This window comes from Aestuariibaculum scopimerae (assembly GCF_059428085.1).
The window spans coordinates 3,302,221-3,327,448 of the sequence record NZ_CM182089.1; the positions used below are offsets into that span (position 1 = coordinate 3,302,221).

The following is a 25,228-nucleotide window of genomic DNA, read 5'->3' on the forward strand; positions in this document are numbered from 1 at the left end:
TTAAAATCATGGTTTTCGTGCCAATACTTAAATAACTTACGACATTAAAAGCATAGGTCATGATTAAAAATTTAAAAACAAAATCATGCAAAGAAATTCTTAGGGATCATTACATTGGTTATTTGTCTTACATCCACAACAGCAAACCTTATGTAATCCCTATTACATATTTTTTTGATGAAGAAAACGTGACCATTATTTGTTATTCTGGGGAAGGACAAAAAATTATGGCCATGAGAAAAAATAAATGGGTTTCTTTGCAGGTATCGGAAATACAATCTACCGACAAGTGGAAATCGGTACTCGTTCAAGGTGTATATGACGAAGCTTATGGAAGCGAATCAAAACATTTGTTACACCTTTTTGCACAAGGGGTTAAACAAACAATAGCTAGAAAGGAAAAAATAAAAAAAGACTTTATAAGTGAATTTTCCAGTAAAGTTTATAATGAAGAAATGCCCATTGTTTTTGTTATAAGAATAGAAGAAATAACGGGTAAAGAAAGGCGGTATTGATAAAAAATCCCACTCAAGTACACCTTGGTGGGATTTTATCTGCGGAGGAAGAGGGATTCGAACCCCCGGAGGTGTGACCCTCAACAGTTTTCAAGACTGCCGCATTCGACCACTCTGCCATTCCTCCTAATGCCCAATACTATTATAAATTCAGCGGGCTTGCTCACCGAAGCCCTACCAAGGGCCTAGGCGGGTGCAAATATAGAACCCTTTTTTAATTCTTTCAAATAAATCCTTAATTTTTTAGAAAATAAATTCTAATGGTTTAGCCATAAAATTATTTTATAGATTACATAAGGAAAAAGATAATTTCAAACCTTATTTTTGCTTAAACATATTACAATATGAGCATTATTAAGCAGTTAAAATGGCGTTATGCCACTAAAAAATTTGATAAAACCAAAAAGCTACCTGCTGAAAAACTGGATATATTAAAACAGGCCTTTAACTTAACGGCAACCTCTTATGGTTTACAAACCATTAAATTGGTTGTATTGGATAATGAAGCTTTACGTACAGAATTGGTACCACATGCATATCACCAAAAACAAGTACTGGAAGCATCTCACTTATTAGTGATTTGTATTCATGAAGATGTTTTAAGTGATGATGTGGTAGATTACTATGATAATATTAAGCTTACCAGAAATACTTCGGAAACCATCTTAAAACCTTACAGGGAGAACCTTATAAAGATGATGCAGGCCATGACCATTGAAGAACGCCAGCAATGGTCTAAAAATCAGGCTTATATTGCATTGGGGAACTTAATGACCGTATGTGCTGTAGAAGGTATTGATTCTTGCCCCATGGAAGGCTTTGTTGCAGAAGCTTTTGACGATATCCTGGAATTGGGAAAAAGTAAATTAAAATCGGTGTTATTGCTGCCCGTAGGGTATCGTTCTAAGGAGGATATATTCTCTGAATTTGAAAAGGTTAGAAAACCTATTAGTGAATCTGTAATTGAACTTTAAGAGTATTGATTTATTATTGATTTTAATTGTAGATTTGAACCTAATTTAGAAACTATATTATGCCAGGATTTGAATTATTTGGAGATTTAGAACGTAAAGAAGTTAATGATGTTTTAGAAAATGGTGTACTGATGCGCTATGGCTTTGATGGCATGCGAAATGGCCATTGGAAAGCCAAAGCCCTAGAAGCTGCTTTAGAAGATACATTTAATGTAAAACATGTGCAATTGGTTTCAAGCGGTACAGCAGCCGTGTCGGTTGCATTGGCAGCAGCTGGTGTGGGTGCTGGCGATGAAGTGATTATGCCTACATTTACTTTTGTTGCTAGTTTTGAAGCCGTTATGATGCTGGGTGCCATCCCCATTTTGGCTGATATTGATGATACGCTAACCTTAAACCCTGAAGCTGTAGTGGCCGCCATTACACCTAAAACCAAGGCGGTTATGGTGGTGCAAATGTGTGGTAGTATGGGGAATATGGACGCTTTACAAACCATATGCAAAAAACACAATTTGTTATTGGTAGAAGATGCTTGCCAGGCCATAGGGGGTACTTACAAAGGTAAAGCGTTGGGCAGTGTAGGTGACTTGGGATGTTTTTCGTTTGATTTTGTAAAAACAATTACCTGTGGTGAAGGGGGGGCTGTGATAACCAATAATACAAACTATTATTTGAATGCAGACCACTATAGCGATCATGGTCATGACCATGTTGGTAATGATAGAGGGGCAGAAGGTCATCCGTTCCTCGGTTATAATTTCAGAATTTCAGAATTACATGCTGCGGTTGGCTTGGCACAAGTAAAGCGCTTACCGGAATTTATAGCCACTCAAAAGAAACATTACACCATCTTGCGTGAGGCCTTATCCCAAATTCCAGAAGTGACGTTTAGGACCGTTCCTGAAGGCGGTGAAGAAAGCTATGCGTTTTTAAATTTCTTTTTGCCAGACCTAGAATCTGCCATCAAGGTTTCTGAAGCTTTTAAAGCTAATGGTGTTGATGCCTGTTTTCAATATTATAATAACAATTGGCATTATATTAGAAAATGGGAGCACTTAAAAGAACTTAAGTCGTTGTTCCCAATATCCAACGAAGTTAAAGAAGGCTTGGAATATCTAAAGACAAAAACATTTAAGGCATCAGACCATTATATTGGTAGAAACATATCATGTTTGATTAAACTGTCGTGGACAGAAACTGATGTTAAGCAACGTGCAGAGACAATGGTAAATGTGATTAAGTCCATACTTAGATAATTACTTTAATGGTATTACCAAAGAGACTTTAGTACCTACGGGCATCTCATTGTTGTACAAATCCTCGAATATAATGCTGTGCTTGCTCTGATAGTTTTCACTGAAGTGCAGTAAGCGTTCTTCGGAAAGTTTGATACCGTAGGAGTTACGACTATGCAGCTTCTTCTCTTTGATTTCTCTGGACTTTTTTCTGCCAATACCATTGTCTATAATATCGATTTGCAATTGGGAATCACTAATTTTAAATATATTTAGGTTTAATATTCTATGGCCTTTTTTTAAGGAAAGTCCGTGCCAAAGTGCATTCTCTATAAAAGGTTGCGTAATGAGAGACGGTAATTTTACAGATAACTGGTTGATGGACTTCTCAACATCCACTTTAAAATCAATCGTGTTATTAAACCGTATGTTCTCAATATTCACATATAATATCATGGTTTCCAGCTCTTCTTCTAACGTGGATTCTTTTTCTACTGTAGAGGCTAAGATTTTCCGGATGAGTTTAGAGAATTTGTTCAGGTAGAAAACCGCATGTTCTTTTTCGTTATCAATAATATACCGTTTTATGGAATTGAGGGAATTAAAGATGAAATGTGGATTCATCTGACTTCGCAATGCGGATACCTTAAGTTCTGCCAGTTCTTTATCATAGCGTATTTTTATAGTCTTTAACTTTTCAACTTCAGCTTGTTTATTTAATAATTCCACCTCTTTTTCCAGTTGTTCTTGAATTTTATTTTTAAGTTTTTCATTTTCTTTAAGCTGGTGGATGAGTGTTTTTTGGGATTGGTTTCGCTCTTCCAAGATGAGTTTTTGTTTGTGTCCTAACCCCAGTGAAAACATTACATTCTCCAAAATAAAGCCCAAGTATAAAATGCTGTATGCAGGTTCGATGGATTTTTCCATGGTTTTCAACTTCAAATAGTAGACTAACGACACTACTGATGTAAGTAATAAGATTAGAGAACCAATGATAAGATAGTATTTTAACGGACTTTTCACTTTAAAGAAAGGAATGTACATTACCAATCCAAAAAGAGTCATAGGGACTGTAAAAATCAAATAGCCATCCAATAGTATATTATAATCTCCCGTAATCAGGTAGGCCGAAAAGTTGATAACACAATAGGCTATAATACCATACAATGCTATAAAACTCCACCGGTACCATTTCGGCAAATGTGTTTTAAGGTTCAAAAATTTATAGGCGAATAGGGTATAGATGATAAAGTAGATTTCTGTGGCTACCATCGGATAGCGGGTCACGTCCTTGATAGGTAAAAAGAGCTCGTATAAAAAGCCGTCTTCTAGATGGTGCAACTGTGAAAAGATTATAAAAAATGTATAGCCGCTGTATAACAGGTACAGTTTATCCTTGTGTTGAAAATAAAGTAAAAAATGAAATACGGTAAGTATAAAGAGAATACCAATGGTAAACGTAATGAATCCGTTTTGAAACGGGGTGCTAAAAAAGTACGTTGTTAAATCCTGTTCCAAGTGTTACCTAACTATTTAGTAATTGCAATAATTCTTGCTTCTTTGCTCTGGAAATGGGTATTGAAGCCCCATTTTTAAGCACCAGATACTGTCCGTCCGTTTTCACAAATTCCTTAATAAAGTTGATGTTTACCAAATAGGAGTTATGTACCCTAAAGAAAGAGTCATTAGTTAGGGTTTCTACCTCCTTAAGCTTTTTTGAAAGCATTTCCATTTGGTCCTGCACCATGTATATCTCAGTATAATTCCCATCCGATTTACAATACATAATATCTTCCATATTAACATAAATGGTCTTGCCTGTTAATTGCATTGCCAATCGTTTAGGTTGTTTAATAGGTGCTATATCAGCAATAAGTTTTTTTAATTCACTACCTAGGACATTGTTTTTTTGGTTATTACGAATGCGTGCTACCGTTTTTAATAAATCTTCGGAGTCAATAGGCTTTAGTAAATAATCCAGTGCGTGTTCCTTAAAGGCTTTAATGGCGTAATTATCATAAGCCGTGGTGATGATCAGGTCGAAGGATCTGAATGTTAATTTTTGGAGGAGCTGAAAACCATCCATTTCCGGCATTTCAATATCCAGAAACACACAATCTGGTTTCAAGTAATTAATAGCAGAAATGGCTTCTACCGGGTTGGTAAAGGTATCGCATATCTCAATATCACTACAAAAATTCTCGATTTCCCATTTCAAATTCTTGATAGCATTCAACTCATCATCAACTATAATAGCTCTAATCACAACTATGCATTTATACCAAATATAAAGACATTTTACTTTTTTAGACTCATATAGTGTATAAATGGCTGATTTTAATGTATCAGGTGACTGATTTTTGGTGTCCTTTACTGTAGTTAAACTTTGGTTGTTAAAATGCTAATAATACTATATATATCCCCATCTGTAAAGCCATTGTAGCAATACATACAAAACTGCCTGGGCTTAAGTGTGCTAATCTTTAATTTTAGCAAAAATTATTTAAATAGCTTATCTTTAGAAACATACATGATAAAAATTATAACCGATACCGGTGTAGAGACTAAAAGTATAGTCATTAAATAACCAAAATTCATTAGACTTTAAGGCATGAAAATACGATTTACCATTTTAGGGTTGTTTTTCATTTTTAGCATTCAAACAACCCAGGCCCAATTCTTAAAGAAATTAAAACAAAAAGCACAAGAAGCCGCAGAGCGAACCATCCTAAAAAAAACAGATGAAGTCGTTTCTGAAAAAACAGAAAAGACCATTGACGACGTTACACAAGGAAGCGGCCAAACTGATGAAAATAAAGAGATTACATTACCTAATATCATTAATCCACAAGTAAGTGAAACCAGGGAAACGCCAGCAAATGCGAGTTCAAAGTCTGTTCCGGTTGGAGTAGATAACAATGTAAAGCTACCGGACACCTATAGCTTTTCATACCACACAACGATGCAAGTTAACAATAGTAGTGGACGATCTCAAACGGAATATTATTTAGAGCCTAAGCAAACCTACTATGCTAAAAAGCTTTCTAAAACGGGTCCCATAGAGCATGTGGTGTATGATACCGAACGCAACAAGCAAGTGTATTTTACAGAAATAGAAGGTGAAAAGAGACGCGCCCATAAAACGATGGACATTTTTACAAAAGCAGCTATTGTAGGGGCTTTTAAAGATACTCCTAATAATCAAGTGAAAGTTATTGGTGAGCAAAATCTATTGGGGTACAACTGTAAGGGTTATGAGATTATCACTGATACCGGTACCACCCAACTTTGGATTACCGATGAAGCGCCCGCCACGTTATTTGGAGCTATGTTTGCCAATCATACAAAGGTTTCCAATAGCATATTTAGCAAAAATGCTATGATAATGAAGCTTTCCTATAACTCTAAGGTTTCACCTAATAAAAACTACAACATGCAATTTACCCAACTACAGCCTACGTCTTTGGTATTTAATAATAGTGAATACACGGAATAATATTATAGAAGATGACACGACACCTGTTAATAATTTTAGTTTTAATAAGCTCTCCTTTTAAAGGTTTGGCTCAAGATAGTATGAGTAGCTTTTTTGATGGTTTTCAAAACAGCTTAAACCATTTTATAAATGGTTATGAGATGCCCACAGAGATGTCTGAAATAATACGCCTGGTCATGCTACGAAAAGAGGATATTCGTTTATACATGTTTGCCAAAGAAGAGCGTCCCGACCAAAAAATTATTTTTACTAATGCCGGTGAAACAGGCGGTTATGCTATTGCTTACGCAGAAGCTCCCAGAGAAGGCTCTATTTATGCGACATTTGACTGGGATAATAAAGCGCTTGCTATGCATGTAAAAGGAAAGAGTGGGGGCTCTATGTTGGGATTGATTGGTGCCGAAGGGGGGATACCTTTGTCTGAACAAGAAAAGACTGATCATGTTCAGTTTACCGATAAAGAAGGCTATTGGTACGTGCCTATTGAATTGAAATCTGGAGATTTTACTTATGTAAAATTTAATGCCAAACGAATGGTAGCTACAGGATTACAGGCGCTTGTTGATATAGCCGTGGAAATTAATACCGATAAATTCGCTTTATTAATACTGGGTATGCTGGATACGGTGACTTTGGATTTTTTAAAGGAAGGAACAGATGATATCGCTTCCTTATTAAAAAATGAGGCCTTTGTTAAGGCCATGACAGAACGTGGCGAAAATGCCAATGCAAAAATACAGGAAGAATTGAAGAAAGTGATTGCTGCTTTGCTAAACGAAAAATATAGTCAGGCCATCGGCTTTCCAGTTTTTATTCATTGGGCATTGTTTTACTCTCCTGATGTTATAAAAGCAAAATACAGTGTGAATGAAAAGAAATACGATTGCTATGGGATGCCCAATGCCTGTTTGGAGTTAACGGTAGCTTCTGGTCCTGAAAAAGGAAAATCCATGTTGTTCGATCCTTTTAATAGGCTTGTTTTTATCAATGCCCTTAAAGAGGGCGGTGCGTTATTCCTTTATGATAAGGATGTAACGGTTAACTTGCCGGAGGCTTTTACCATGTCAGATTTAATGAGTGGTAGAGTGATTTTACCGGAATAGAAAGTAACTAACAATTAAATATATAACTTATGAAACTACACAAACAATTTACGCTTTTAATACTAGGACTCGTTTTGGTCTTCAGTTGTAAAAACGAAAAAAAGCAACAAGTAAAAGCAGATACTCCAGAAGAAGTTAAAAATAGTTACATTGAAATTGTAACAAATGTGATGGACTTCCAGTCGGTTGACACTATACCATCGGGATGGAACACCTTCAAGTATAATAATAAATCCACACAAGCACATTTCTTTCTTTTAGACAAGTACCCAGAAGGTAAAACCATGCAAAACACTATAGAAGAGGTTGGCCCGCCATTTGATAATGGTATGGAATTCATTATGCAAGGAAAAATGGAAGAAGCTATGGCTGAGTTTGGGAAATTACCTGAATGGTTCGGACAAATAGTTTTTACCGGGGGGTCTGGATTGGTTTCTCCAGGACATACTAGTATTACAACGGTAAAATTAGAGCCAGGGCTTTATATTATGGAATGTTATGTAAAAATGGCCAATGGTAAGTTTCATACTTCTATGGGTATGGCTAAAGAACTCCATGTGCTGGACGCTGATAGTGGTAATGTGCCACCAAAAGCAGATATAGATATGAGCATTTCAAGTACAGAGGGAATTACCTATCAAGAGCCCATTACTAAAGGAAAACATACTTTTGCGGTTCATTACAAAGACCAAATTGTACACGAAAACTTTGTTGGTCATGATGTAAATCTTGTAAAATTGGATGATACTGCCAATTTAGAGGCTCTTGAAGCTTGGATGAATTGGGCAACGCCAACAGGTTTGATGGATCCTTTACCTGAAGGGGTTACATTTTTAGGGGGTACAAACGATGCGCCTGCAGGAACAACTCAATATTTTGAAGCCAGTTTATCGCCTGGAACTTATGCTTTTATATCAGAGGTTCCAGCTTCTGTAAGCAAAAATATGTTTAAGGTGTTTGAGGTTACTGATTAATACTTTACATATTCAACAATCTCTAAGCCATAACCAATAAGTCCAACACGTTTGGTTTGTTCTGAATTAGATATAACGCGTAGTTTATGAATATTTAAGTCGTGTAGTATTTGAGCACCAATTCCAAAATCTCTGGCATCCATATCAATTCTAGGCGCCTTAGCTATCTTATTGGTCTTTTGGTTTTTCTTTAAAAAATCCAATCGCTTTAAGATATTCATAGACTGCGATTCTTGGTTTATAAATATGATGGCTCCTTTATCTTCTTTATTAATAACCTTGAACATAGCATCTAATTGGCGGTCTACATTATTGGTAAGTGTTCCTAATATATCATTGTTAACCAAAGTAGAATTTATTCTAGTAAGAATAGGCTCATCATCCTTCCATTGCCCTTTTGTTAAGGCTATATGTATTTGATTGTTAGTTGTTTGTTGGTACGCTCTTAATCTAAAACTTCCAAACCGTGTTTCTATTTGAAAATCTTCTTTTTTCTCAATCAATGAGTCGTGCTGCATGCGGTAAGCCACTAAATCTTCAATAGAAACAATCTTTAAATCTAATTTTTTTGCCACCTCAATAAGCTGTGGTAAGCGTGCCATGGTACCATCATCATTCATAATTTCCACAATCACGCCAGCAGGATTTAGTCCTGCAAGTCTAGCAAAGTCTATAGCAGCTTCAGTATGCCCTGTACGTCGTAATACGCCACCTTCTTTGGCTACTAATGGGAAAATATGCCCAGGTCTTGCTAAATCGAATGATTTGGTTTGCTTATCTACAAGTGCTTTTACGGTTTTAGCGCGATCGCTAGCCGATATTCCGGTACTTACACCTTTACCTCTTAAATCGACTGAAACAGTGAAAGCAGTCTCCATATGGTCTGTATTATTACTAACCATCATGTTAAGGTCTAATTCCTTACAGCGGGTTTCGGTTAAAGGCGCACATATAAGTCCTCTACCTTGTGTTGCCATAAAATTTATCATTTCTGGTGTTACTTTATCGGCAGCAGCAACAAAGTCACCTTCGTTTTCGCGATTTGCGTCATCTACAACAATAATAACTTTACCATTTCTTATATCTTCTATGGCATCGTGGATGGTATTAAGTTTTACCTCTGTAGTTGTATGTTTTGTCATGGGTTCCATTATCATTTTGCAAAGATATTGCTTATTTTAAAGAATCTAAACAATTTTGTTTTAAGTCTTCTTTTATCTTTGAATTTAAAAAAATGTATGTAATAAAATATAGGGGTAGGCCAATGATTAAAAGTACAATATTGGGGGACTTTCTTTTTTTATTGATTTGGTTATAAAACTGAAAAGTGTTTATTAAGGATTTTATATAATATACCGCATATAAAAATAAAGACACCAAGCTAAGCTGTATGGATGCAGAAGCCAAAGAGGGCAGTTTGTTATTTTTAAAAACAAAATGCAGCACCAACAGCACCACGCCAATACAATATAGTGTTATCGCAAATTTAGTATGCTCTTTATAAGTAGTGGTAATTTGCTCTGCGGTTTCATATTTGGGATGAAAGACAACACCATTTTGCCTTATTTGATTGTTGGTTATGCCTCTACTGTTTAATACTTTTATGGCTTCATAACGGCAGGTTTCATCATGCCCTAGTGCTTCATAGTCATTAATAACATTTATTAATTCGTCATTTTTATACGATTTAAGAAAAGTATAGCTAACACTGTCTTTGGGTTTTATGTTGAGTGCTTTTTTAAGAGGTTCAATAAGATGGTCGAACTCAAACAGGCCTTTGTCGGCTGTAGCACGCTTTGTTAAGAATATGCCTAATGGCAGCATAACCAATGTAGAAAACCAACTGGCCACTATAGGGTTAAAACTACCATTTTTTGCACTGTTGGTGGCAAAAATACCTATAAAGTGATAGGTTAAGAACAATAATATGGCAATAACCATGGGGAGTCCTATACCGCCTTTGCGGATTAAAGCACCAAGTGGAGCGCCAACAAAGAACAATATGATGCATGCGAACCCCAAAGCAAATTTTTCATGTAATGAAATGATATGTTTGTTAAGCCATTCTTTAGATATCTTTACGGTAGCTTTTCGAGTTCTTATAAGCTGTTCTGCACTAGAAACGGTTCTGGCAGCTATATCAACTAAATCAGACTTTCTTTTTGTGTCAAAAACATCTAAAATAGAGCCTTTGTAAATGGAATCTAAAGGTTGTGCGGTTTCGGTCGCTTCATTTTCTTCACGATCCAAACTTTTTAAAATACTTGAGCGCTGAGACAAATTGTTGGCAAACGTATTGTGTTGCCATTCTTGTTTATCAGACAAGGAGTCGATGGTTTTTTTTAGATCTACAACATTAAGCATGTTGTATTTGTCTGTTTGCGACTGTTCATCAAAATCGACGTTATTGATTTCTGAAAGATCTATATTGATAATGTACGTTTCAAAAGTACTTTTTGCAAAAGGCAGTTTTTCTCTGGCTTGTATGCTTTTAGGCTTAACATCGCTGTAATAATTACCATCCTTTAAAATGAGCTTTAAAACATTAGAATCCTTTTCACTGGCCAATTCGCCTGTTTTAGATTTAATGGTAGTAGCATTGGTTCTGCCATCATTACCTTTTATATGTATGGTAACATCTTCTAGGTATTGGTCCCGATCACCATGTTTGTTGGCAAATTTAATATTATAGGTGCCCACGGGATTGAACTGTCCTTCGGCAAGTAGCATAGCGGGTTTTAACTTGGCTATATTTCGCCTTAGATTATAAGAGTTCAATTCTGCCCACGGTATAACGTTGTTGGAGAAAAAGAAGGTGGTAATTCCTAAAATAACTATAAAAATACTAAGCCCCTTCATGGCACGTTGCAGGGAAATACCTGTGGATTTCATGGCTGCAAACTCATAATTTTCAGCAAAGCTACCAAACACCATAATGGATGCCAATAGAATGGTTAATGGAAGTACTAATGGAATAAGTTTGGGCATGAAGTATAAAAGAAACTTTATAATAACGGCTATGTCCAAATCCTTGCCCGCAAGTTCTTTTATATACAACCAAATGGTTTGCAAAACAAATATCAGCATGAGTATGATAAACACACTGAAAAAAGTTTTAAGGTAGGAGGTTAGTATGTAACGATCTAATATTTTCAAGCGTCTTGGCTAATTAATCTAAATTATTGATGTAATAATCTTTATATTTATTAGCGTCAAAGGTAAATAAGGATTTTGATAACGGCTCATTTGTTTTAAAAGAATTAACAGTAAGCGTTGTTTTTGTTCCGTTTTTACCAACTTGAATAAGGTTGTAGATATGCTTGGTTTGCTCATCAATACCTAAATAGATGTTCTTTATTTCTGAGTTAGAATCGATAGGTGTTAATTTTACCAATTGTATTTTTCGTCCGTTGATGTTCTGTACAATATCCATCTTATATGTGTAACCGTCTTCATAGAAGGATAGCATTTTGCTAGGGGTTATGGCATCTTCATCTTCACTGTTTTCAGAAGAAATAGTAACCTCTTCATCTTCTATACTAATATTGTAAAGTTTTTTTCCATCGAAAAGACGGGTTACACCTAAAATATTAAGCTTGTATTTTTCACCTTGTAGAATGACATCTCCTTTGGTTTCTTGTTTGATGTTTTCGGCTGTATTTTCTAAAACATACTTAAAGGTTATTTCAATATTATCATAACTCTTGACCTTTTTTGAAACATCGCTAAGTAGCTGTTTAGCATCACTTTGTGAAAAGCTACTTAAAGATATAGTTATAAGTAATAAGGTTGCTATTATATGTTTAGTATTCATTTTTATGTTATAAGTTTTCATTTTCTAGATGTTTGTCTAAAGCTGTTAAATCTGCTATTAGTACCTGTCTGGCTTTACTGCCTTCGAACGGACCAACTATGCCTGCTGCTTCTAATTGATCGATTAACCTACCGGCACGATTATAGCCTAATTTAAGTTTTCGTTGCAATAGGGACGCAGACCCTTGTTGTGCTGTTACAATCACAATGGCTGCATCCTTGAACAGTTTGTCTCTGTCTTCTATATCTACATCAAGACTTGTGCCACTTTCTTCACCAACAAACTCTGGTAATTGGTAGGCTTCGGGATAAGCTTTTTGTGCACCAATATAATCGGTTATACGTTCTACTTCAGGTGTATCTACAAAGGCACATTGTACACGTATTAAATCATTACCTTGCGTAAATAGCATATCACCCCTACCAATCAATTGGTCGGCACCAGAGCCATCTAAAATCGTTCTAGAGTCAATTTTAGAAGTCACCCTAAAGGCAATACGTGCAGGGAAATTGGCTTTTATAATACCTGTAATAACATTTACCGATGGCCGTTGTGTAGCTATAATTAAATGAATACCAATAGCACGGGCCAATTGTGCTAAACGCGCAATGGGTGTTTCTACTTCTTTACCTGCCGTCATAATTAAATCGGCAAACTCATCTACAACCAATACAATATATGGTAAAAATTGATGCCCTTCATTTGGGTTTAGTTTGCGAGCCTTAAACTTGGCATTGTACTCGGCAATGTTACGGCACATGGCATTTTTAAGGAGCTCATAACGGTTGTCCATTTCAATACACAAGGAGTTTAATGTATTTATAACCTTGGTATTATCTGTAATAATGGCATCTTCACTATCAGGTAATTTGGCTAGGTAATGGCGCTCTATTTTATTAAAAAGCGTGAGCTCTACTTTTTTAGGGTCTACTAAAATAAATTTTACTTCTGCTGGATGCTTTTTATACAGTAAGGACGTTAGTACGGCATTTAGACCAACCGATTTACCTTGTCCTGTAGCACCAGCCATAAGTAAGTGGGGCATTTTTGCCAAATCTACCACAAAGGTTTCATTACTAATGGTCTTTCCAAGCGCAACGGGTAACTGCATGTCTGAATTTTGGAACTTCTTGGATGCGATTACGGAGCGCATGGATACAATGGTAGCATTTTTATTGGGCACTTCAATACCAATGGTGCCTTTTCCTGGTATGGGAGCAATAATACGAATGCCTAATGCCGAAAGGGATAATGCAATATCATCTTCTAGGTTTTTAATTTTTGAAATCCTGATTCCTGCTTCTGGTACTATTTCGTATAAGGTTACTGTTGGACCAATGGTGGCTTTTATGCTAGCTATGCCAATATTGTAGTTTTTAAGGGTGTCTACAATTTTATTTTTGTTTTCTTCTAATTCCTCTTGGTTGATGGTAATGCCTTCAGTGTCATACTTTTTAAGCAAGTCTAATGGAGGAAATTGGTATTTAGATAATTCCAATGTTGGATCGAACTGACCAAAATCCTCTACCAATTTGTTAGAAAGATTATCTTTTTCTGAAAGTTCTTCGGCAACTTCTTTCACCTCCATTTCCAATTCATCATCGTCTTCGTCTTTAGAAGCCACACTAACTTCTAAGGGTGTGGTTTCTAAAGGCTCTGATGAATCCGCTTTAGATGTCCTTTTGTCATTATCATCATCTACTGGTATGTGGTAAGCCGATTTAATGGCTTCAGCTTCTTCTGAAAGGTTGTTATCTAAAGCAACAATGGCTTCCTCATCATCAGAGAATTCTGTTTTTATGTCTTTTTTAGCAGATTTAAAGAAACTTAAAATTTTATCGAAGGTTAGTTTAAACCTAATAGCAAGGTAGGTTATCAATCCAAATAAGAGCAGAAGTGAAGTACCTATCTTCCCTATGTATTCCTGCAAAAAGGAATTGATTTCAAAACCAACGGTACCACCAAGCACATCATTTGCTTCACTAAAGAATCCAAAAAACACAGCAAGCCAAATAATGATTGAAATACCCCAAAACCAATGCTTTCTAAGTTTGGCTTTGTTTAAGTTCATCAACACATAAATACCCGATAAAAATATAAGCCCGGCAAATATAAACGATGCAATGCCAAACCCACGTTGTATGAAGAAGTCACTTAGCCAGGCACCTGATTTGCTTAGCCAATTTTGTGTTTCAACATTTCTAGTGGTAAAATTAGACAGACTACTTTGGTCTGCTTTCCCCGTAAAAAAAAACGAGATGAAGGCTATGAAGAGAACAATCCCAAAAATAACCAAAAAGCTACCTAAGACCAACTTTTGTTGGCTGGATAATTTAAAACTAGGCATTTTAAGTTTTGGTTTTGATGATTTAGTTGTCTTGGTTTTTTTCTTCGCCATTAATAAGCAGTTAGATTAAACAAAAATACAAATTACTAACGTTTATCCTAAGAGTTATTGTATTTTAAAAAATCTTTGGAAGATATATAATTAACCCAATAACAGAAGCAAATACAGAGGCAATAAACACGGCCCCTGCCGAAATATCCTTTATCAAACCAATTTTGTTATGGTGCTCTGGGTGGATAAAGTTTGCAAGTTCTTCAATAGCGGTATTAATGCCTTCAATACTCATAACCAATCCAATTGCCAAGAGCTGTAAAACCCATTCTGTAGCTGTAATATTAAAAAAGAATCCTGCAGCCGTAACAATCAAGGCTATAAAAAACTGGATTTTTATACTGGCTTCGGTTCTTAAAAGCAAAATAGCTCCCTTAAAAGCATATCCAATACTTTTAATTCTGTTTCTTAAAAAAGACTCTTTTTTAGGCATGTCATAGGATTAGAGCGTTACTGGTGTATAAATTTTAGATAAAAATAGCAAATACCTGCCAAGTAGGCCGTATTTTATATTTTTTTTAATTCTGTGCATTTAGCTATGGTAATAAATTAGAAAAAATATTCCTAATAAATTTTATCAATTTGTTTATAACATATAAAAATAAATGGGCATGTTATTTTGATTTGTAATTGTTAACTTTATGTCAATTCTAATCTATATAAACATTAAAAAGAAAACAATATGCATTCACACACATCATCAAACGGAGAAAGTAAATGTCCGTTTTCAGGAGGAGCTCCTAAACATTCTGGAGGCGGTGGAACCAAGAATCAAGATTGGTGGCCCAATAGATTAAAGCTAAATATTTTAAGGCAGCAATCTGCTTTGTCCAATCCCATGGATCCAGATTTTAATTACGCAGAAGCATTTAAACAACTAGATTACAAGGCCCTTAAAAAGGATTTGTTGGATCTTATGACCGATTCACAGGACTGGTGGCCAGCAGATTTTGGTCATTACGGTGGCCTGTTTATTCGTCTGGCCTGGCACAGTGCTGGTACCTATCGTATAGGAGATGGCAGGGGAGGTGCTGGTACTGGACAGCAACGCTTTGCGCCACTAAATAGCTGGCCAGACAATGCCAGTCTTGATAAAGCACGCCGATTATTATGGCCAATAAAGCAGAAATATGGAAAGCACATCTCCTGGGCAGATCTTATGGTGCTTTCAGGAAACGTAGCTTTAGAATCCATGGGCTTTAAAACTTTTGGTTTTGCGGGTGGCCGCGCCGATGTATGGGAGCCTGAGGAAGATGTTTATTGGGGCTCTGAAACCAAATGGTTGGAAGATAAGCGCTATTCTGGTAAACGCGACTTGGAAGATCCGCTAGCGGCGGTGGTTATGGGGCTTATTTATGTTGACCCAGAAGGCCCTAATGGTAATGGAGATCCACTATCTGCAGCAGTAGATATTAGAGAGACCTTTAAGCGTATGGCAATGAATGATGAAGAAACGGTAGCTCTTATAGCTGGCGGCCATACTTTTGGAAAAACACATGGCGCTGCCGACCCAGGGAAATATGTAGGGCCTGAGCCAGAAGCAGCACCTATTGAAGAACAAGGCTTTGGATGGAAGAATAGCTTTGGTTCTGGAAAAGGTCCCGATGCTATAACAGGTGGACCGGAAGTAATTTGGACGCAAACACCTACCAAGTGGAGCAATAACTTTTTTGAAAACTTATTTGGTTATGAATGGGAGCTAACAAAAAGTCCTGCAGGTGCCAAGCAGTGGGTTGCCAAAAATGCGGAGGCTACCATACCCGATGCTTTTGATAGCTCAAAAAAGCATTTGCCAACTATGTTAACAACCGATTTGTCATTGCGCTATGATCCTGAATATGAAAAAATATCAAGACGCTTTTATGAAAACCCCGATGAATTTGCTGATGCCTTTGCACGTGCTTGGTTTAAGTTAACACATCGTGATATGGGGCCTCGTGCTCGTTTTTTGGGTCCAGAAGTACCTAAAGAAGAACTTATTTGGCAAGATCCGATCCCTGCAGTTGACCACGATTTAATAAATGCACAGGATATTGCAGCACTTAAAGCTAAAGTATTGGATTCTGGCTTATCTGTTTCCCAATTGGTTTCTACGGCTTGGGCTTCGGCTTCCACATTCCGTGGTTCGGATATGCGAGGCGGAGCCAATGGTGCACGTATTCGTTTAGCGCCTCAAAAGGATTGGGAAGTTAATAACCCAGAGCAATTATCGAACGTATTAAATACGCTTGAAGGCATACAAAAAGAATTTGACAAGCCAGTTTCTATGGCAGACTTGATTGTATTGGCGGGTTGTGCAGGTGTTGAACAAGCTGCTAAAAATGCAGGCCATGCTATTGAGGTGCCTTTTACACCTGGACGTATGGATGCTACTTTGGAACAAACAGATGTAGATTCGTTTACATATTTAGAACCATACGCAGATGGCTTTAGAAATTACCGTAAGACTACATTTCCAGTGTCAACCGAAGAATTATTGGTTGATAAAGCACAGCTTTTAACCTTAACGGCCCCTGAAATGACGGTTCTTGTTGGTGGTATGCGTGTGTTAAATACCAATTTTGACCATTCTAAGCATGGGGTGTTTACTGATAATCCAGAAGCGCTTACTAATGATTTCTTTGTGAATTTGCTTGATATGGGTACAGTATGGAACAAAACAGATACTGAAGAAGTCTTTGAAGGGCGTGACCGTTCTACTGGTGCTGTACGATGGACGGGAACCCGAGCTGATTTAATTTTTGGATCCAGTTCTGAACTTAGAGCTTTAGCTGAAGTTTATGCGAGCTCGGATGCCAAAGAGAAGTTTGTGGCCGATTTTGTAGCTGCATGGAACAAGGTAATGAACTTAGACCGCTTTGATTTGAATTGATTTAAGATTGAAAATTAATCATAAAAAACCACCTTGGTTATGAGGTGGTTTTTTTATTGTAGTAAATGTTTTTATTTATCTATTGAACCCAGTACGCGTGACATAAACATGTTTAAGGCTTCTTTTTTTGGGGTACCTTCCTTAACCATTTTGTTAACTTCAATGGCACCATACATATTTGAGATAAGTTCACCTATAACATCCAATTCATCATCTTTTAACGACGGAACTTCGGTTAGGGCTTCTAAGGTCTCAATAGCTTCAATTACAAAGTCTTCATCATTGTCCTCTATAAATTGGGTAAGATGTTTTATAACGGGTAATTTCATTTGTTTTCAGATTAAGTGTTAGGGGTTGGTGGCTACTTATGGGGTGAATTTTTGTGCTTTTCCTACAAAATAATGCTATAGTCATCCTATAGTGATCCTTCGGTGATCCTATAGTGAAGCTATAATCATTTTTTATTCTTACAAGTTGTAGATAAAAACTTATATTTTAAACAGCTTCGTCTACCAAACCTTTTAAAACTTCAAATTTGTTGGTCTGTACTTGGTTTACAAATGCGCCATTTTTAAATACGGCAAAAGTTGGTAAATTATCAACAGTTGCTAATTTACGGCTTTCGGGAAACTTTTCTGCATCTGCTATTACAAATGAAACAGATTCGTTTTCTGAAGCTAGTTTTTTGAATTTGAGCTTCATAATTCTACAGTTGCCACACCATGTTGCTGAATATTGTACAACAACGGTGTTGTCTTTAGATATGATGTCTGATAGGTTATCTTGATTTAATTCTTGTACCATAATATATTAGGATTAAATTAATGGGACTGCCTAAAATATACTTTTGGCAGCCCCATTTTATTGTTTATAAACGCTTAGTGAGAGGCTAGGTAGTTAGAAACACCATCTCTATTGGCATTCATAGCATCTTTACCTTCTTCCCAGTTTGCTGGGCAAACCTCACCTTTTTCTTGTACATGCGTTAAAGCATCAATAAGTCTTAAATACTCATTTACGTTTCTACCTAAAGGCATGTTGTTAATGCTTTCGTGCTGTACCAAACCATCTTCATCTATTAAATAAGTGGCTCTATAGGTTACATTATCGCCTTCTACTTGCACAGTGCCAGTTTCTTCATCGTAAGTTTCTTTTGTAATATCTAAAATACCTAAGATGCTAGATAGGTTTCTATTGCTATCAGCAAGAATAGGATACGTTACACCTTCTATACCGCCGTTATCTTTAGAAGTGTTTAACCACGCAAAATGAACTTCAGGAGTATCACAAGAAGCACCAATTACTACAGTATTACGTTTTTCAAATTCACTTAATGCCGCTTGGAATGCATGTAATTCTGTGGGACATACAAAAGTGAAATCTTTTGGATACCAAAATAAAAGTACTTTTTTCTTGTTGTTAACTGCTTCTTCTAGAACGTTTACTTTAAAAGTATCGCCCATTTCATTCATTGCGTCAACGTTTAAATCTGGAAATTTTTTTCCTACTAATGCCATGTGTTTTATATTTATTTGTTATTAATATTAGACAGTGCAAATATAAAATACAGCATGAAATTATTAGTGTTACAAAATTTTAATTATTTATTTAGTGATAGATTTTTGTTATCGACTTTGGTTTTTACAATAATTTGACTCTATTTAGAGGTGAGTTGCCTTATTTTAATTGATAAGGCTGCGAATATTAGGGTGGTAAACGGACTTAACCAATTGAATATGGCATAACCCGCATAGTGTAATGTATCTACACCTAAAACACTGCTTTGATAGGCGCCACATGTATTCCAGGGTACTAGCACAGAAGTTACGGTGCCACTATCTTCTAACGTTCTAGATAAGTTTTCTGGAGCCAGTCCTTTTTCTTCAAAGGCTTTTGCATACATTTTTCCTGGTACTACTATAGCCAAGTATTGGTCACTGGCAGTAATATTAAGCGCTAGGCAACTTGCAACTGTGCTTGCAAATAAGCCAAAGGTAGTATGAAACAATTTTAGTAGTGACTTTGTAATTCTGGACAATGCTCCAACGCCATCCATAGCACCACCAAAAACCATGGCACACATAACTAAAAAGATGGTCCAAAGCATGCCTTCCATACCGCCTGCACTAAACAGGTCGTTTAATTTATCATTATCTGTTGCAATTTGGGTTTCAGTAATGATTGCATTGAAAACACCGTTGATTTTAGAGCTTGACAGCTGCACTAAAACATCTGATTGGAATAGGAATGCAAAAATAGCGGCCAATAGTACGCCTATACTAAGTGCAATTAATGGTTTGGTTTTAAACAAAATTAATGCAATAACCACAAGGGGTACAATAAACAGTATTGGAGTAATATTAAAAGTGGTGCTAATGGTTGTAAGCAAATCACTAATATCTGCGCTTCCAGAGGTATCCATATTTAAACTTATAATAGTAAAAACCAAAATGGTGGTTATTATAGTTGGCACAGTAGTTATAGACATGTATCTAATATGCGTAAACAAATCGGTTCCAGCCATAGCAGGGGCTAGGTTGGTGGTATCACTTAATGGAGACATTTTATCTCCAAAATAAGCGCCAGAAATGACTGATCCCGCAATCATAGCGGTATTAATTCCTAGTGCAGACCCAATACCTATTAGAGCGATGCCCACTGTTGCAGTGGTTGTCCAAGAGCTTCCGGTTGCTATAGAAATGATGGCGCATATAATTACCGATGCTGGTAAAAATATACTAGGATTCAATATCTCCAGACCATAATATACCATAGCAGGTATTACGCCACTAATTAACCAAGTACCCGCCAAGGCACCAACGAGCAACAGGATTAAAATAGGGACAAAAACGCTTTTTAGGTTTTCCCATATTTCTGTTAGAATTCTTTTAAAGTTTACTTTATTAAAAAAACCAACTATGCTGGCAATAAGTCCTCCAAGCAATAATATAATTTGATTTGTGTAAGTACCAAACCATTCCTGGCTTTCAACAAAAACAATATTATAGAACAGTAACCCTATTAAAATAACAACGGGAATTAATGCTTCCCATATGCTTAGTTCTTTGTTTTCAATAATATGCTGGTTATCTGCTTCTACAACAGAAATATTTTTGTTGTCTTCCATTTTAAATAAATTGTGTTGTAATGTTACAACTTTACACAATACTTTGCAAATGGAAAAATTGTATTTTCTATGCTGTTTCTACGGAGACTTCCAGAATGTCAAGTTGTTCCATACATAGTCGCATCTTTTTATAGGTACGCTCTATATCGGCATCCAGGCCAATTGAGAATCGAATTAACCCATCACTTAAGCCCATAGTTTTTTGTTCTTCTTCAGGAATTTCAGAAGATGTTGAGCTTCCTGGTGCACTAAACAGGGTTTTATAAAACCCTAAGCTAACAGCCAAATACCCCAAGTTCTCATTTTGCATGCGTTCCATGAGTTCATTGGCCTTATTTACAGACCCTACATCTATAGTTAGCATGCCTCCAAAGCCGTATTGAGCGTTCATCATGCTTTTAAATAGTTTATGTGATGGGTGCGATTTTAACCCAGGATAAACCGTCTTTAAACCATCGGCTTCAAATTTTTCAGCTAAAAACAATGCATTTTTGCTATGTTGTTGCATGCGTATATGCAAAGTTCTTAAATTCTTTAAAATGGAGGCAGCCCTCAAGCTATCCATGGTGGCACCCAATAGCATAGAAGCGCCAGTATTAACATTACGCAGGTTATTAATAAAATCTTGCGTACCACACACTACACCACCAACGGTATCACTAGACCCATTAATAAATTTGGTTAGACTATGTATAACCACATCGGCCCCTAAAACTGCTGGTGAAATGGACAGCGGTGAAAACGTATTGTCTACAACCAATTTTAAATCGTGCTTTTTTGCAATTTTAGCCAGCCCCTTAATATCTGCAACTTCTAAAAGCGGATTGCTAACAGATTCACAATAAATTACTTTGGTGTTTTTGGTTATGGAAGCTTCAACGACCTTTAAGTTGGTAATATCAACAAAAGTAGTTACAATGTTAAGTCTGGGAATAAAGTTCTTTAAAAAGGCGTATGTACCGCCGTAAATCGTTCTGCTGGAAACTATATGGTCACCAGCCCCACAAAGCTGTAATAATACAGGGGTAATGGCACCCATGCCAGATGCTGAAACATTGGCGGTTTCTGTACCTTCCATAGCAGCTAAGGCCTCACCTAAATATAAGTTGGAAGGCGAGGAGTGGCGTGAGTATAGATAACACCCATCGGCATTGCCTTCAAAGGTATCGAACATGGTTTTTGCAGATAGAAACGTATAGGTTGAGGAATCGGATATAGAAGGGTTTACCCCGCCAAATTCCCCAAAATATTGTAAATCCTGTATATTGTTTGCAGGTTTAAAAGCCATTATTTTGGGTTTTTATATTATAACAAATTTCGATATTTTTAGATTTAAAAACAATTGATAAACCATTTTGTAGAATTTAAAACTAATTAAACTAATAATTGTAGATTATTTTATTGTATTTTTGTTGCTATTATATGGTTTAATGAAAAATTTTCTTCTATGGTATTTGATGCTATTGATAAAAAACTGTTAGAGTATTTGCAGGAGGACAGTAAGCAAACTAACAAGGAGCTTTCCAATAAATTGAATTTATCTGTAACGGCTGTATATGAACGTATAAAAAAACTTGAAAAGGAAGGGTTTATAAATAAGTATGTAGCGCTGGTAAAAAAGGAGTTGGTTGATAAATCGTTTGTTGCATTTTGCCATGTCAAATTAACTCAACATTCACAGGAGTATGTTGTAAGGTTTGAAAAAGAGGTTACCAGCTTACATGAGGTTTTGGAATGCTATCATATTAGTGGCGATTATGACTATTTATTGAAGGTTTTAGTTAGTGATATGCCTGCATTTAGAGAGTTTATGGTAAAAAAGCTAACATCTATTAGTCATATTGGAAGCACACATAGTATGTTCGTTATAAACGAAGTAAAGCATACTACCGCCATTAGCTTTTAATAAAAACCACAGTATTTGTGATATAACACTCATTTTTATCAATAGTTTTGTTAATTTTAACCAGCTATCACAATTTTGTTCACTATGAAAAAACTAAGTTACATTATCTTAGGCTTTGTTATCGGAGCTGTATTGACTTATTATTTTTGTCCAAGAAAAGCCGACAAAAACACTACGAAAATTATAAAACCCAAAGGCGTTATCACTCCAGTTCAAGCTAAGGAGTTGAATGCAAATTGGACCTTGTACAGAAAGCCAGCAGTCGATTCGGCCGCTCAAAAACAAGGTCGTAGTCAGGATGACCGTTCTACGTACTGGTCGTTGGAAGATATAGAAAATTACCTAGGGTATGCACAAGCTCAAGCAGATAGTTTGGGTTATGAAATGTCAGGAATACGTGTGTATTTAGGTGTGTATGGTAAAAACGCCGGACAGTTGAAAAAGAACTTAACAACGATGTTTATTGTACCGACAGGAAGAAAAGTGAGAGCCGAAGCAAGTATGATGCCATTTACTTTGGTGGGAGATGATGAGGACATGCCGGTAGATCCATTAAATGAAGGTCAAGGAGGTCCAGAGTCATATCCTAAACCATGATTGAATTTTTAGCAGAATATAAACGCCATATAACATTAACTATAGAGATTTCTTCCGTGTTTACCGGATGGCTGCTTTATAAACATTATAAGCTGACCAACTATAGGTATTTTATATGGTTTTTAACTGTTGTTATTTTTTGTGATATTTTAAGTGGCTATTCCCGACATGCCTATGGAAATCATTTCCTGAATTTTTTGGAAGGGACTCTTATTGCTGAAAATTATTGGTGGGTTACCTTATATTGGAAAATAGGAACGATTGTGTTTTTTGCATATTATTATCAAAAAGTTTTAAAGAATCACACATTCAAACGTATCCTAAAATATGCCCGCTATAGTTTCTTAATCTTTTCAATTAGTTATATTCTATGGCATTGGGATGATTATTTTAGAACGTTTTTTCCGGTTATAAGTATTTTTGGCGCCATCATCATTTTTTTATGTACTGTTTTTTACTTTATAGAAGTCATGCTAAGTGATCATATATTCACTTTTTACAGAACATTAAATTTTTATATCAGTGCGGCTATATTTATATGGTGGCTTATTATAACACCTATTGTTTTTTTTGATATTTATATGACACATATAGATTCTGTTTTAATTGATTTAAGACGACTCATCTATTTATTTGCAAACATTTTTATGTATTCAACCTTTATATTCGCTTTTATATGGTGCAGACCCCGGAACCAATAGCCTCAACCGCTTCAGAGCGTTATTTGTTAGTTTATATGATCATTGTTTTAGTAGCTGTAACATCACTGGTTATTGCCTTTTTGGTCATGTTTTTAAGACGGAAAAATAAATTAATGGTTGAAAAGATGAATCAGGCGCAGGCATTTGAAGCCGAGATAGCACAGGCACAGACAGAAACCCAAGAACAAACCTTAAAGAATATAGGTTGGGAGCTTCATGACAATGTGGGACAGTTACTTTCTTTTGCCAGTATGCAACTAAGTATCCTAAAAATGCAAATGCCAGATGTTGAAAAGGATAAGTTTAAGGACACTACTAATGCATTAAAAGAAAGCTTGGCAGAAGTTAGGCAATTATCTAAGGTACTCAATAACGAAGTGGTGCTGAATGTTGGTTTTGAAAAATCTATTACAAATGAATTGAATCGTTTAAAAAAAATGAAGTTTGACTCTGCCGAGCTTCAAATAATTGGTACTAAAGTAGCGTTTGCAAACAAAAAGCATGAAATTATCCTGTTTAGGATTATTCAGGAATTCTTATCGAATTCGGTTAAATATTCTGAAGCGAAAAACATCCACATCATTGTAAATTATCAATCTAGCCATATAACTATTACTGCAAAAGATGACGGTAAAGGTTTTTTAATCGATAAAGTAGAAAAAGGATCTGGGTTGCTTAATATGAAGAGTCGGGCGGCACTTATAAATGCTACATTGAAATTAGATTCAAAACCAGATAAGGGCGTCACTCTAATTTTAAACTATCCAATGCCAAAGATACCTAGCGACAATTAATCCAAACAGGCGTTCCAAAGCATATCTTTAGGTAATGGCGCTGTAATGCTAATTTGTTCTTTTTTAACAGGGTGCATAAAACTAATATGCCTGGCATGCAAATGTATACCAGCATCTTTATTACTTCTATCAAACCCATATTTTAGATCGCCCTTTATAGGGCAGCCAATAGCACTTAATTGTGCACGTATTTGATGATGCCTACCTGTTTCTAAATTAATTTCCAGCAAGTGGTAATTATCCAGCACTTTTAATAGTTTGTAGTGAAGGATGGCTTTTTTACTATCGTTGACTTCTTTAGAAAACACGGAAGCTTTATTGTTTTTAGAATTCTTTTTAAGCCAGTTCACCAAGGTGTCCTGCTGCTTGGGAGGTTCGTTTTTAACAATGGCCCAATAGGTCTTGTCAATGTCTTTAGAAGCAAATAAGGCATTCAAGCGAGGTAAAGCTTTGCTGGTCTTGGCAAACATAACAAGCCCTGTGGTTGGTCTATCTAACCGGTGTACCACACCTAAATATACATTACCAGGTTTGTTATCCCGTTCTTTAATAAAGGATTTAACAACCTCACTAAGTGGTTTGTCCCCTGTTTTATCGCCTTGTACAATATCGCCTGCACGTTTGTTTACTATAATGATATGGTTGTCCTCGTATAGAATTTGAAGATTGGATGAATCGCTTCGATCATTAGATGGTTTGATTGTTCGATTGTTCGACATTCT

24 protein-coding genes and 1 tRNA gene are annotated in these 25,228 nt (G+C 36.1%); 11 read left to right on the forward strand and 14 right to left on the reverse strand.

Features of this window, described 5'->3' with window-relative positions:
• Positions 1–59: 59 nt before the first annotated feature.
• Positions 60–515, forward strand: coding sequence for a pyridoxamine 5'-phosphate oxidase family protein (locus AC5SR4_RS14335; protein ID WP_495356962.1), 456 nt, complete (start codon positions 60–62; stop codon positions 513–515).
• A 42-nt stretch (positions 516–557) separates the two neighbouring features.
• Here AC5SR4_RS14335 and AC5SR4_RS14340 read toward each other — a convergent pair.
• Positions 558–642: transfer RNA gene (locus tag AC5SR4_RS14340), tRNA-Ser, on the reverse strand.
• Between the two features lie 217 nt (positions 643–859).
• Here AC5SR4_RS14340 and AC5SR4_RS14345 point away from each other — a divergent pair.
• Together AC5SR4_RS14345 and AC5SR4_RS14350 are read left to right on the forward strand one after the other, a co-directional pair.
• Entirely contained in the window at positions 860–1,489 is a 630-nt protein-coding gene (locus tag AC5SR4_RS14345; RefSeq protein WP_495356963.1) for an NAD(P)H-dependent oxidoreductase, read from the forward strand.
• A gap of 59 nt (positions 1,490–1,548) precedes the next feature.
• The gene (locus AC5SR4_RS14350) at positions 1,549–2,745 is read left to right on the forward strand and encodes a DegT/DnrJ/EryC1/StrS family aminotransferase (protein ID WP_495356964.1); all 1,197 of its coding nucleotides are present in this window, start codon (positions 1,549–1,551) and stop codon (positions 2,743–2,745) included.
• On the opposite strand, the gene AC5SR4_RS14355 is transcribed toward AC5SR4_RS14350, so the two are convergent.
• On the reverse strand, positions 2,746–4,242 hold the full coding sequence (locus AC5SR4_RS14355; protein ID WP_495356965.1) for a sensor histidine kinase: 1,497 nt from the start codon (positions 4,240–4,242) through the stop codon (positions 2,746–2,748).
• A 7-nt stretch (positions 4,243–4,249) separates the two neighbouring features.
• Positions 4,250–4,990, reverse strand: a complete 741-nt coding sequence (locus AC5SR4_RS14360) for a LytR/AlgR family response regulator transcription factor (RefSeq protein WP_495356966.1) — start codon at positions 4,988–4,990, stop codon at positions 4,250–4,252.
• A 345-nt stretch (positions 4,991–5,335) separates the two neighbouring features.
• Here AC5SR4_RS14360 and AC5SR4_RS14365 point away from each other — a divergent pair, with 345 nt between their 5' ends.
• From AC5SR4_RS14365 to AC5SR4_RS14375, 3 genes are read left to right on the forward strand one after another with little or no spacing between them, the layout of a single operon-like run.
• Positions 5,336–6,220, forward strand: a complete 885-nt coding sequence (locus AC5SR4_RS14365) for a DUF4412 domain-containing protein (RefSeq protein WP_495356967.1) — start codon at positions 5,336–5,338, stop codon at positions 6,218–6,220.
• A gap of 11 nt (positions 6,221–6,231) precedes the next feature.
• The gene (locus tag AC5SR4_RS14370) at positions 6,232–7,323 is read left to right on the forward strand and encodes a hypothetical protein (RefSeq protein WP_495356968.1); all 1,092 of its coding nucleotides are present in this window, start codon (positions 6,232–6,234) and stop codon (positions 7,321–7,323) included.
• 29 nt (positions 7,324–7,352) lie between these two features.
• Positions 7,353–8,297: a hypothetical protein gene (locus tag AC5SR4_RS14375; RefSeq protein ID WP_495356969.1), complete on the forward strand. Its 945-nt coding sequence runs from the start codon at positions 7,353–7,355 to the stop codon at positions 8,295–8,297.
• On the opposite strand, the gene ribB is transcribed toward AC5SR4_RS14375, so the two are convergent.
• The 5 genes from ribB to AC5SR4_RS14400 form a co-directional block, all read right to left on the reverse strand.
• Positions 8,294–9,439: a 3,4-dihydroxy-2-butanone-4-phosphate synthase gene (ribB, locus tag AC5SR4_RS14380; RefSeq protein ID WP_495356970.1), complete on the reverse strand. Its 1,146-nt coding sequence runs from the start codon at positions 9,437–9,439 to the stop codon at positions 8,294–8,296. The genes AC5SR4_RS14375 and ribB overlap by 4 nt on opposite strands.
• Positions 9,440–9,470: 31 nt before the next feature.
• On the reverse strand, positions 9,471–11,453 hold the full coding sequence (locus AC5SR4_RS14385; protein WP_495356971.1) for an LptF/LptG family permease: 1,983 nt from the start codon (positions 11,451–11,453) through the stop codon (positions 9,471–9,473).
• A 13-nt stretch (positions 11,454–11,466) separates the two neighbouring features.
• Complete coding sequence (gene lolA1, locus AC5SR4_RS14390) at positions 11,467–12,132, reverse strand: outer membrane lipoprotein periplasmic chaperone LolA1 (protein ID WP_495356972.1); 666 nt, start codon at positions 12,130–12,132, stop codon at positions 11,467–11,469.
• Positions 12,119–14,509 carry a DNA translocase FtsK gene (locus tag AC5SR4_RS14395; RefSeq protein ID WP_495356973.1) on the reverse strand — a complete coding sequence of 797 codons (2,391 nt, stop codon included), beginning with the start codon at positions 14,507–14,509 and terminating at the stop codon, positions 12,119–12,121. Before AC5SR4_RS14395 ends, lolA1 begins: the two co-directional genes overlap by 14 nt.
• A gap of 64 nt (positions 14,510–14,573) precedes the next feature.
• On the reverse strand, positions 14,574–14,942 hold the full coding sequence (locus AC5SR4_RS14400; RefSeq protein ID WP_495356974.1) for a diacylglycerol kinase: 369 nt from the start codon (positions 14,940–14,942) through the stop codon (positions 14,574–14,576).
• 249 nt (positions 14,943–15,191) lie between these two features.
• On the opposite strand from AC5SR4_RS14400, the gene katG reads away from it, so the two are divergent.
• A complete protein-coding gene (gene katG / locus AC5SR4_RS14405; protein WP_495356975.1) occupies positions 15,192–17,381 on the forward strand; it encodes a catalase/peroxidase HPI in 2,190 nt (729 codons plus the stop codon).
• A 71-nt stretch (positions 17,382–17,452) separates the two neighbouring features.
• Here katG and AC5SR4_RS14410 read toward each other — a convergent pair whose 3' ends face one another.
• The 5 genes from AC5SR4_RS14410 to AC5SR4_RS14430 all read right to left on the reverse strand — a co-directional run bounded on the left by AC5SR4_RS14410 (position 17,453) and on the right by AC5SR4_RS14430 (position 21,796).
• Positions 17,453–17,710: a DUF6952 family protein gene (locus AC5SR4_RS14410; RefSeq protein ID WP_495356976.1), complete on the reverse strand. Its 258-nt coding sequence runs from the start codon at positions 17,708–17,710 to the stop codon at positions 17,453–17,455.
• A gap of 166 nt (positions 17,711–17,876) precedes the next feature.
• Positions 17,877–18,185 carry a thioredoxin family protein gene (locus AC5SR4_RS14415; protein ID WP_495356977.1) on the reverse strand — a complete coding sequence of 103 codons (309 nt, stop codon included), beginning with the start codon at positions 18,183–18,185 and terminating at the stop codon, positions 17,877–17,879.
• A 74-nt stretch (positions 18,186–18,259) separates the two neighbouring features.
• Complete coding sequence (locus tag AC5SR4_RS14420; protein WP_495356978.1) at positions 18,260–18,898, reverse strand: peroxiredoxin; 639 nt, start codon at positions 18,896–18,898, stop codon at positions 18,260–18,262.
• A 140-nt stretch (positions 18,899–19,038) separates the two neighbouring features.
• Entirely contained in the window at positions 19,039–20,547 is a 1,509-nt protein-coding gene (nhaC, locus tag AC5SR4_RS14425; protein ID WP_495356979.1) for a Na+/H+ antiporter NhaC, read from the reverse strand.
• A 28-nt stretch (positions 20,548–20,575) separates the two neighbouring features.
• The gene (locus tag AC5SR4_RS14430; RefSeq protein WP_495356980.1) at positions 20,576–21,796 is read right to left on the reverse strand and encodes an aminotransferase class I/II-fold pyridoxal phosphate-dependent enzyme; all 1,221 of its coding nucleotides are present in this window, start codon (positions 21,794–21,796) and stop codon (positions 20,576–20,578) included.
• Positions 21,797–21,955: 159 nt separating this feature from the next.
• Here AC5SR4_RS14430 and AC5SR4_RS14435 point away from each other — a divergent pair, with 159 nt between their 5' ends.
• The 4 genes from AC5SR4_RS14435 (at position 21,956) to AC5SR4_RS14450 (ending at position 24,506) form a co-directional block, all read left to right on the forward strand.
• A complete protein-coding gene (locus AC5SR4_RS14435) occupies positions 21,956–22,414 on the forward strand; it encodes an Lrp/AsnC family transcriptional regulator (protein ID WP_495356981.1) in 459 nt (152 codons plus the stop codon).
• Between the two features lie 84 nt (positions 22,415–22,498).
• Positions 22,499–23,011, forward strand: a complete 513-nt coding sequence (locus AC5SR4_RS14440) for a hypothetical protein (protein WP_495356982.1) — start codon at positions 22,499–22,501, stop codon at positions 23,009–23,011.
• Positions 23,008–23,712, forward strand: a complete 705-nt coding sequence (locus AC5SR4_RS14445) for a hypothetical protein (RefSeq protein ID WP_495356983.1) — start codon at positions 23,008–23,010, stop codon at positions 23,710–23,712. Before AC5SR4_RS14440 ends, AC5SR4_RS14445 begins: the two co-directional genes overlap by 4 nt.
• Positions 23,688–24,506, forward strand: coding sequence for a sensor histidine kinase (locus AC5SR4_RS14450; protein WP_495356984.1), 819 nt, complete (start codon positions 23,688–23,690; stop codon positions 24,504–24,506). Before AC5SR4_RS14445 ends, AC5SR4_RS14450 begins: the two co-directional genes overlap by 25 nt.
• On the opposite strand, the gene AC5SR4_RS14455 is transcribed toward AC5SR4_RS14450, so the two are convergent.
• Positions 24,503–25,225, reverse strand: a complete 723-nt coding sequence (locus AC5SR4_RS14455; protein WP_495356985.1) for an RluA family pseudouridine synthase — start codon at positions 25,223–25,225, stop codon at positions 24,503–24,505. The genes AC5SR4_RS14450 and AC5SR4_RS14455 overlap by 4 nt on opposite strands.
• Between the last annotated feature and the right edge of the window lie 3 nt (positions 25,226–25,228).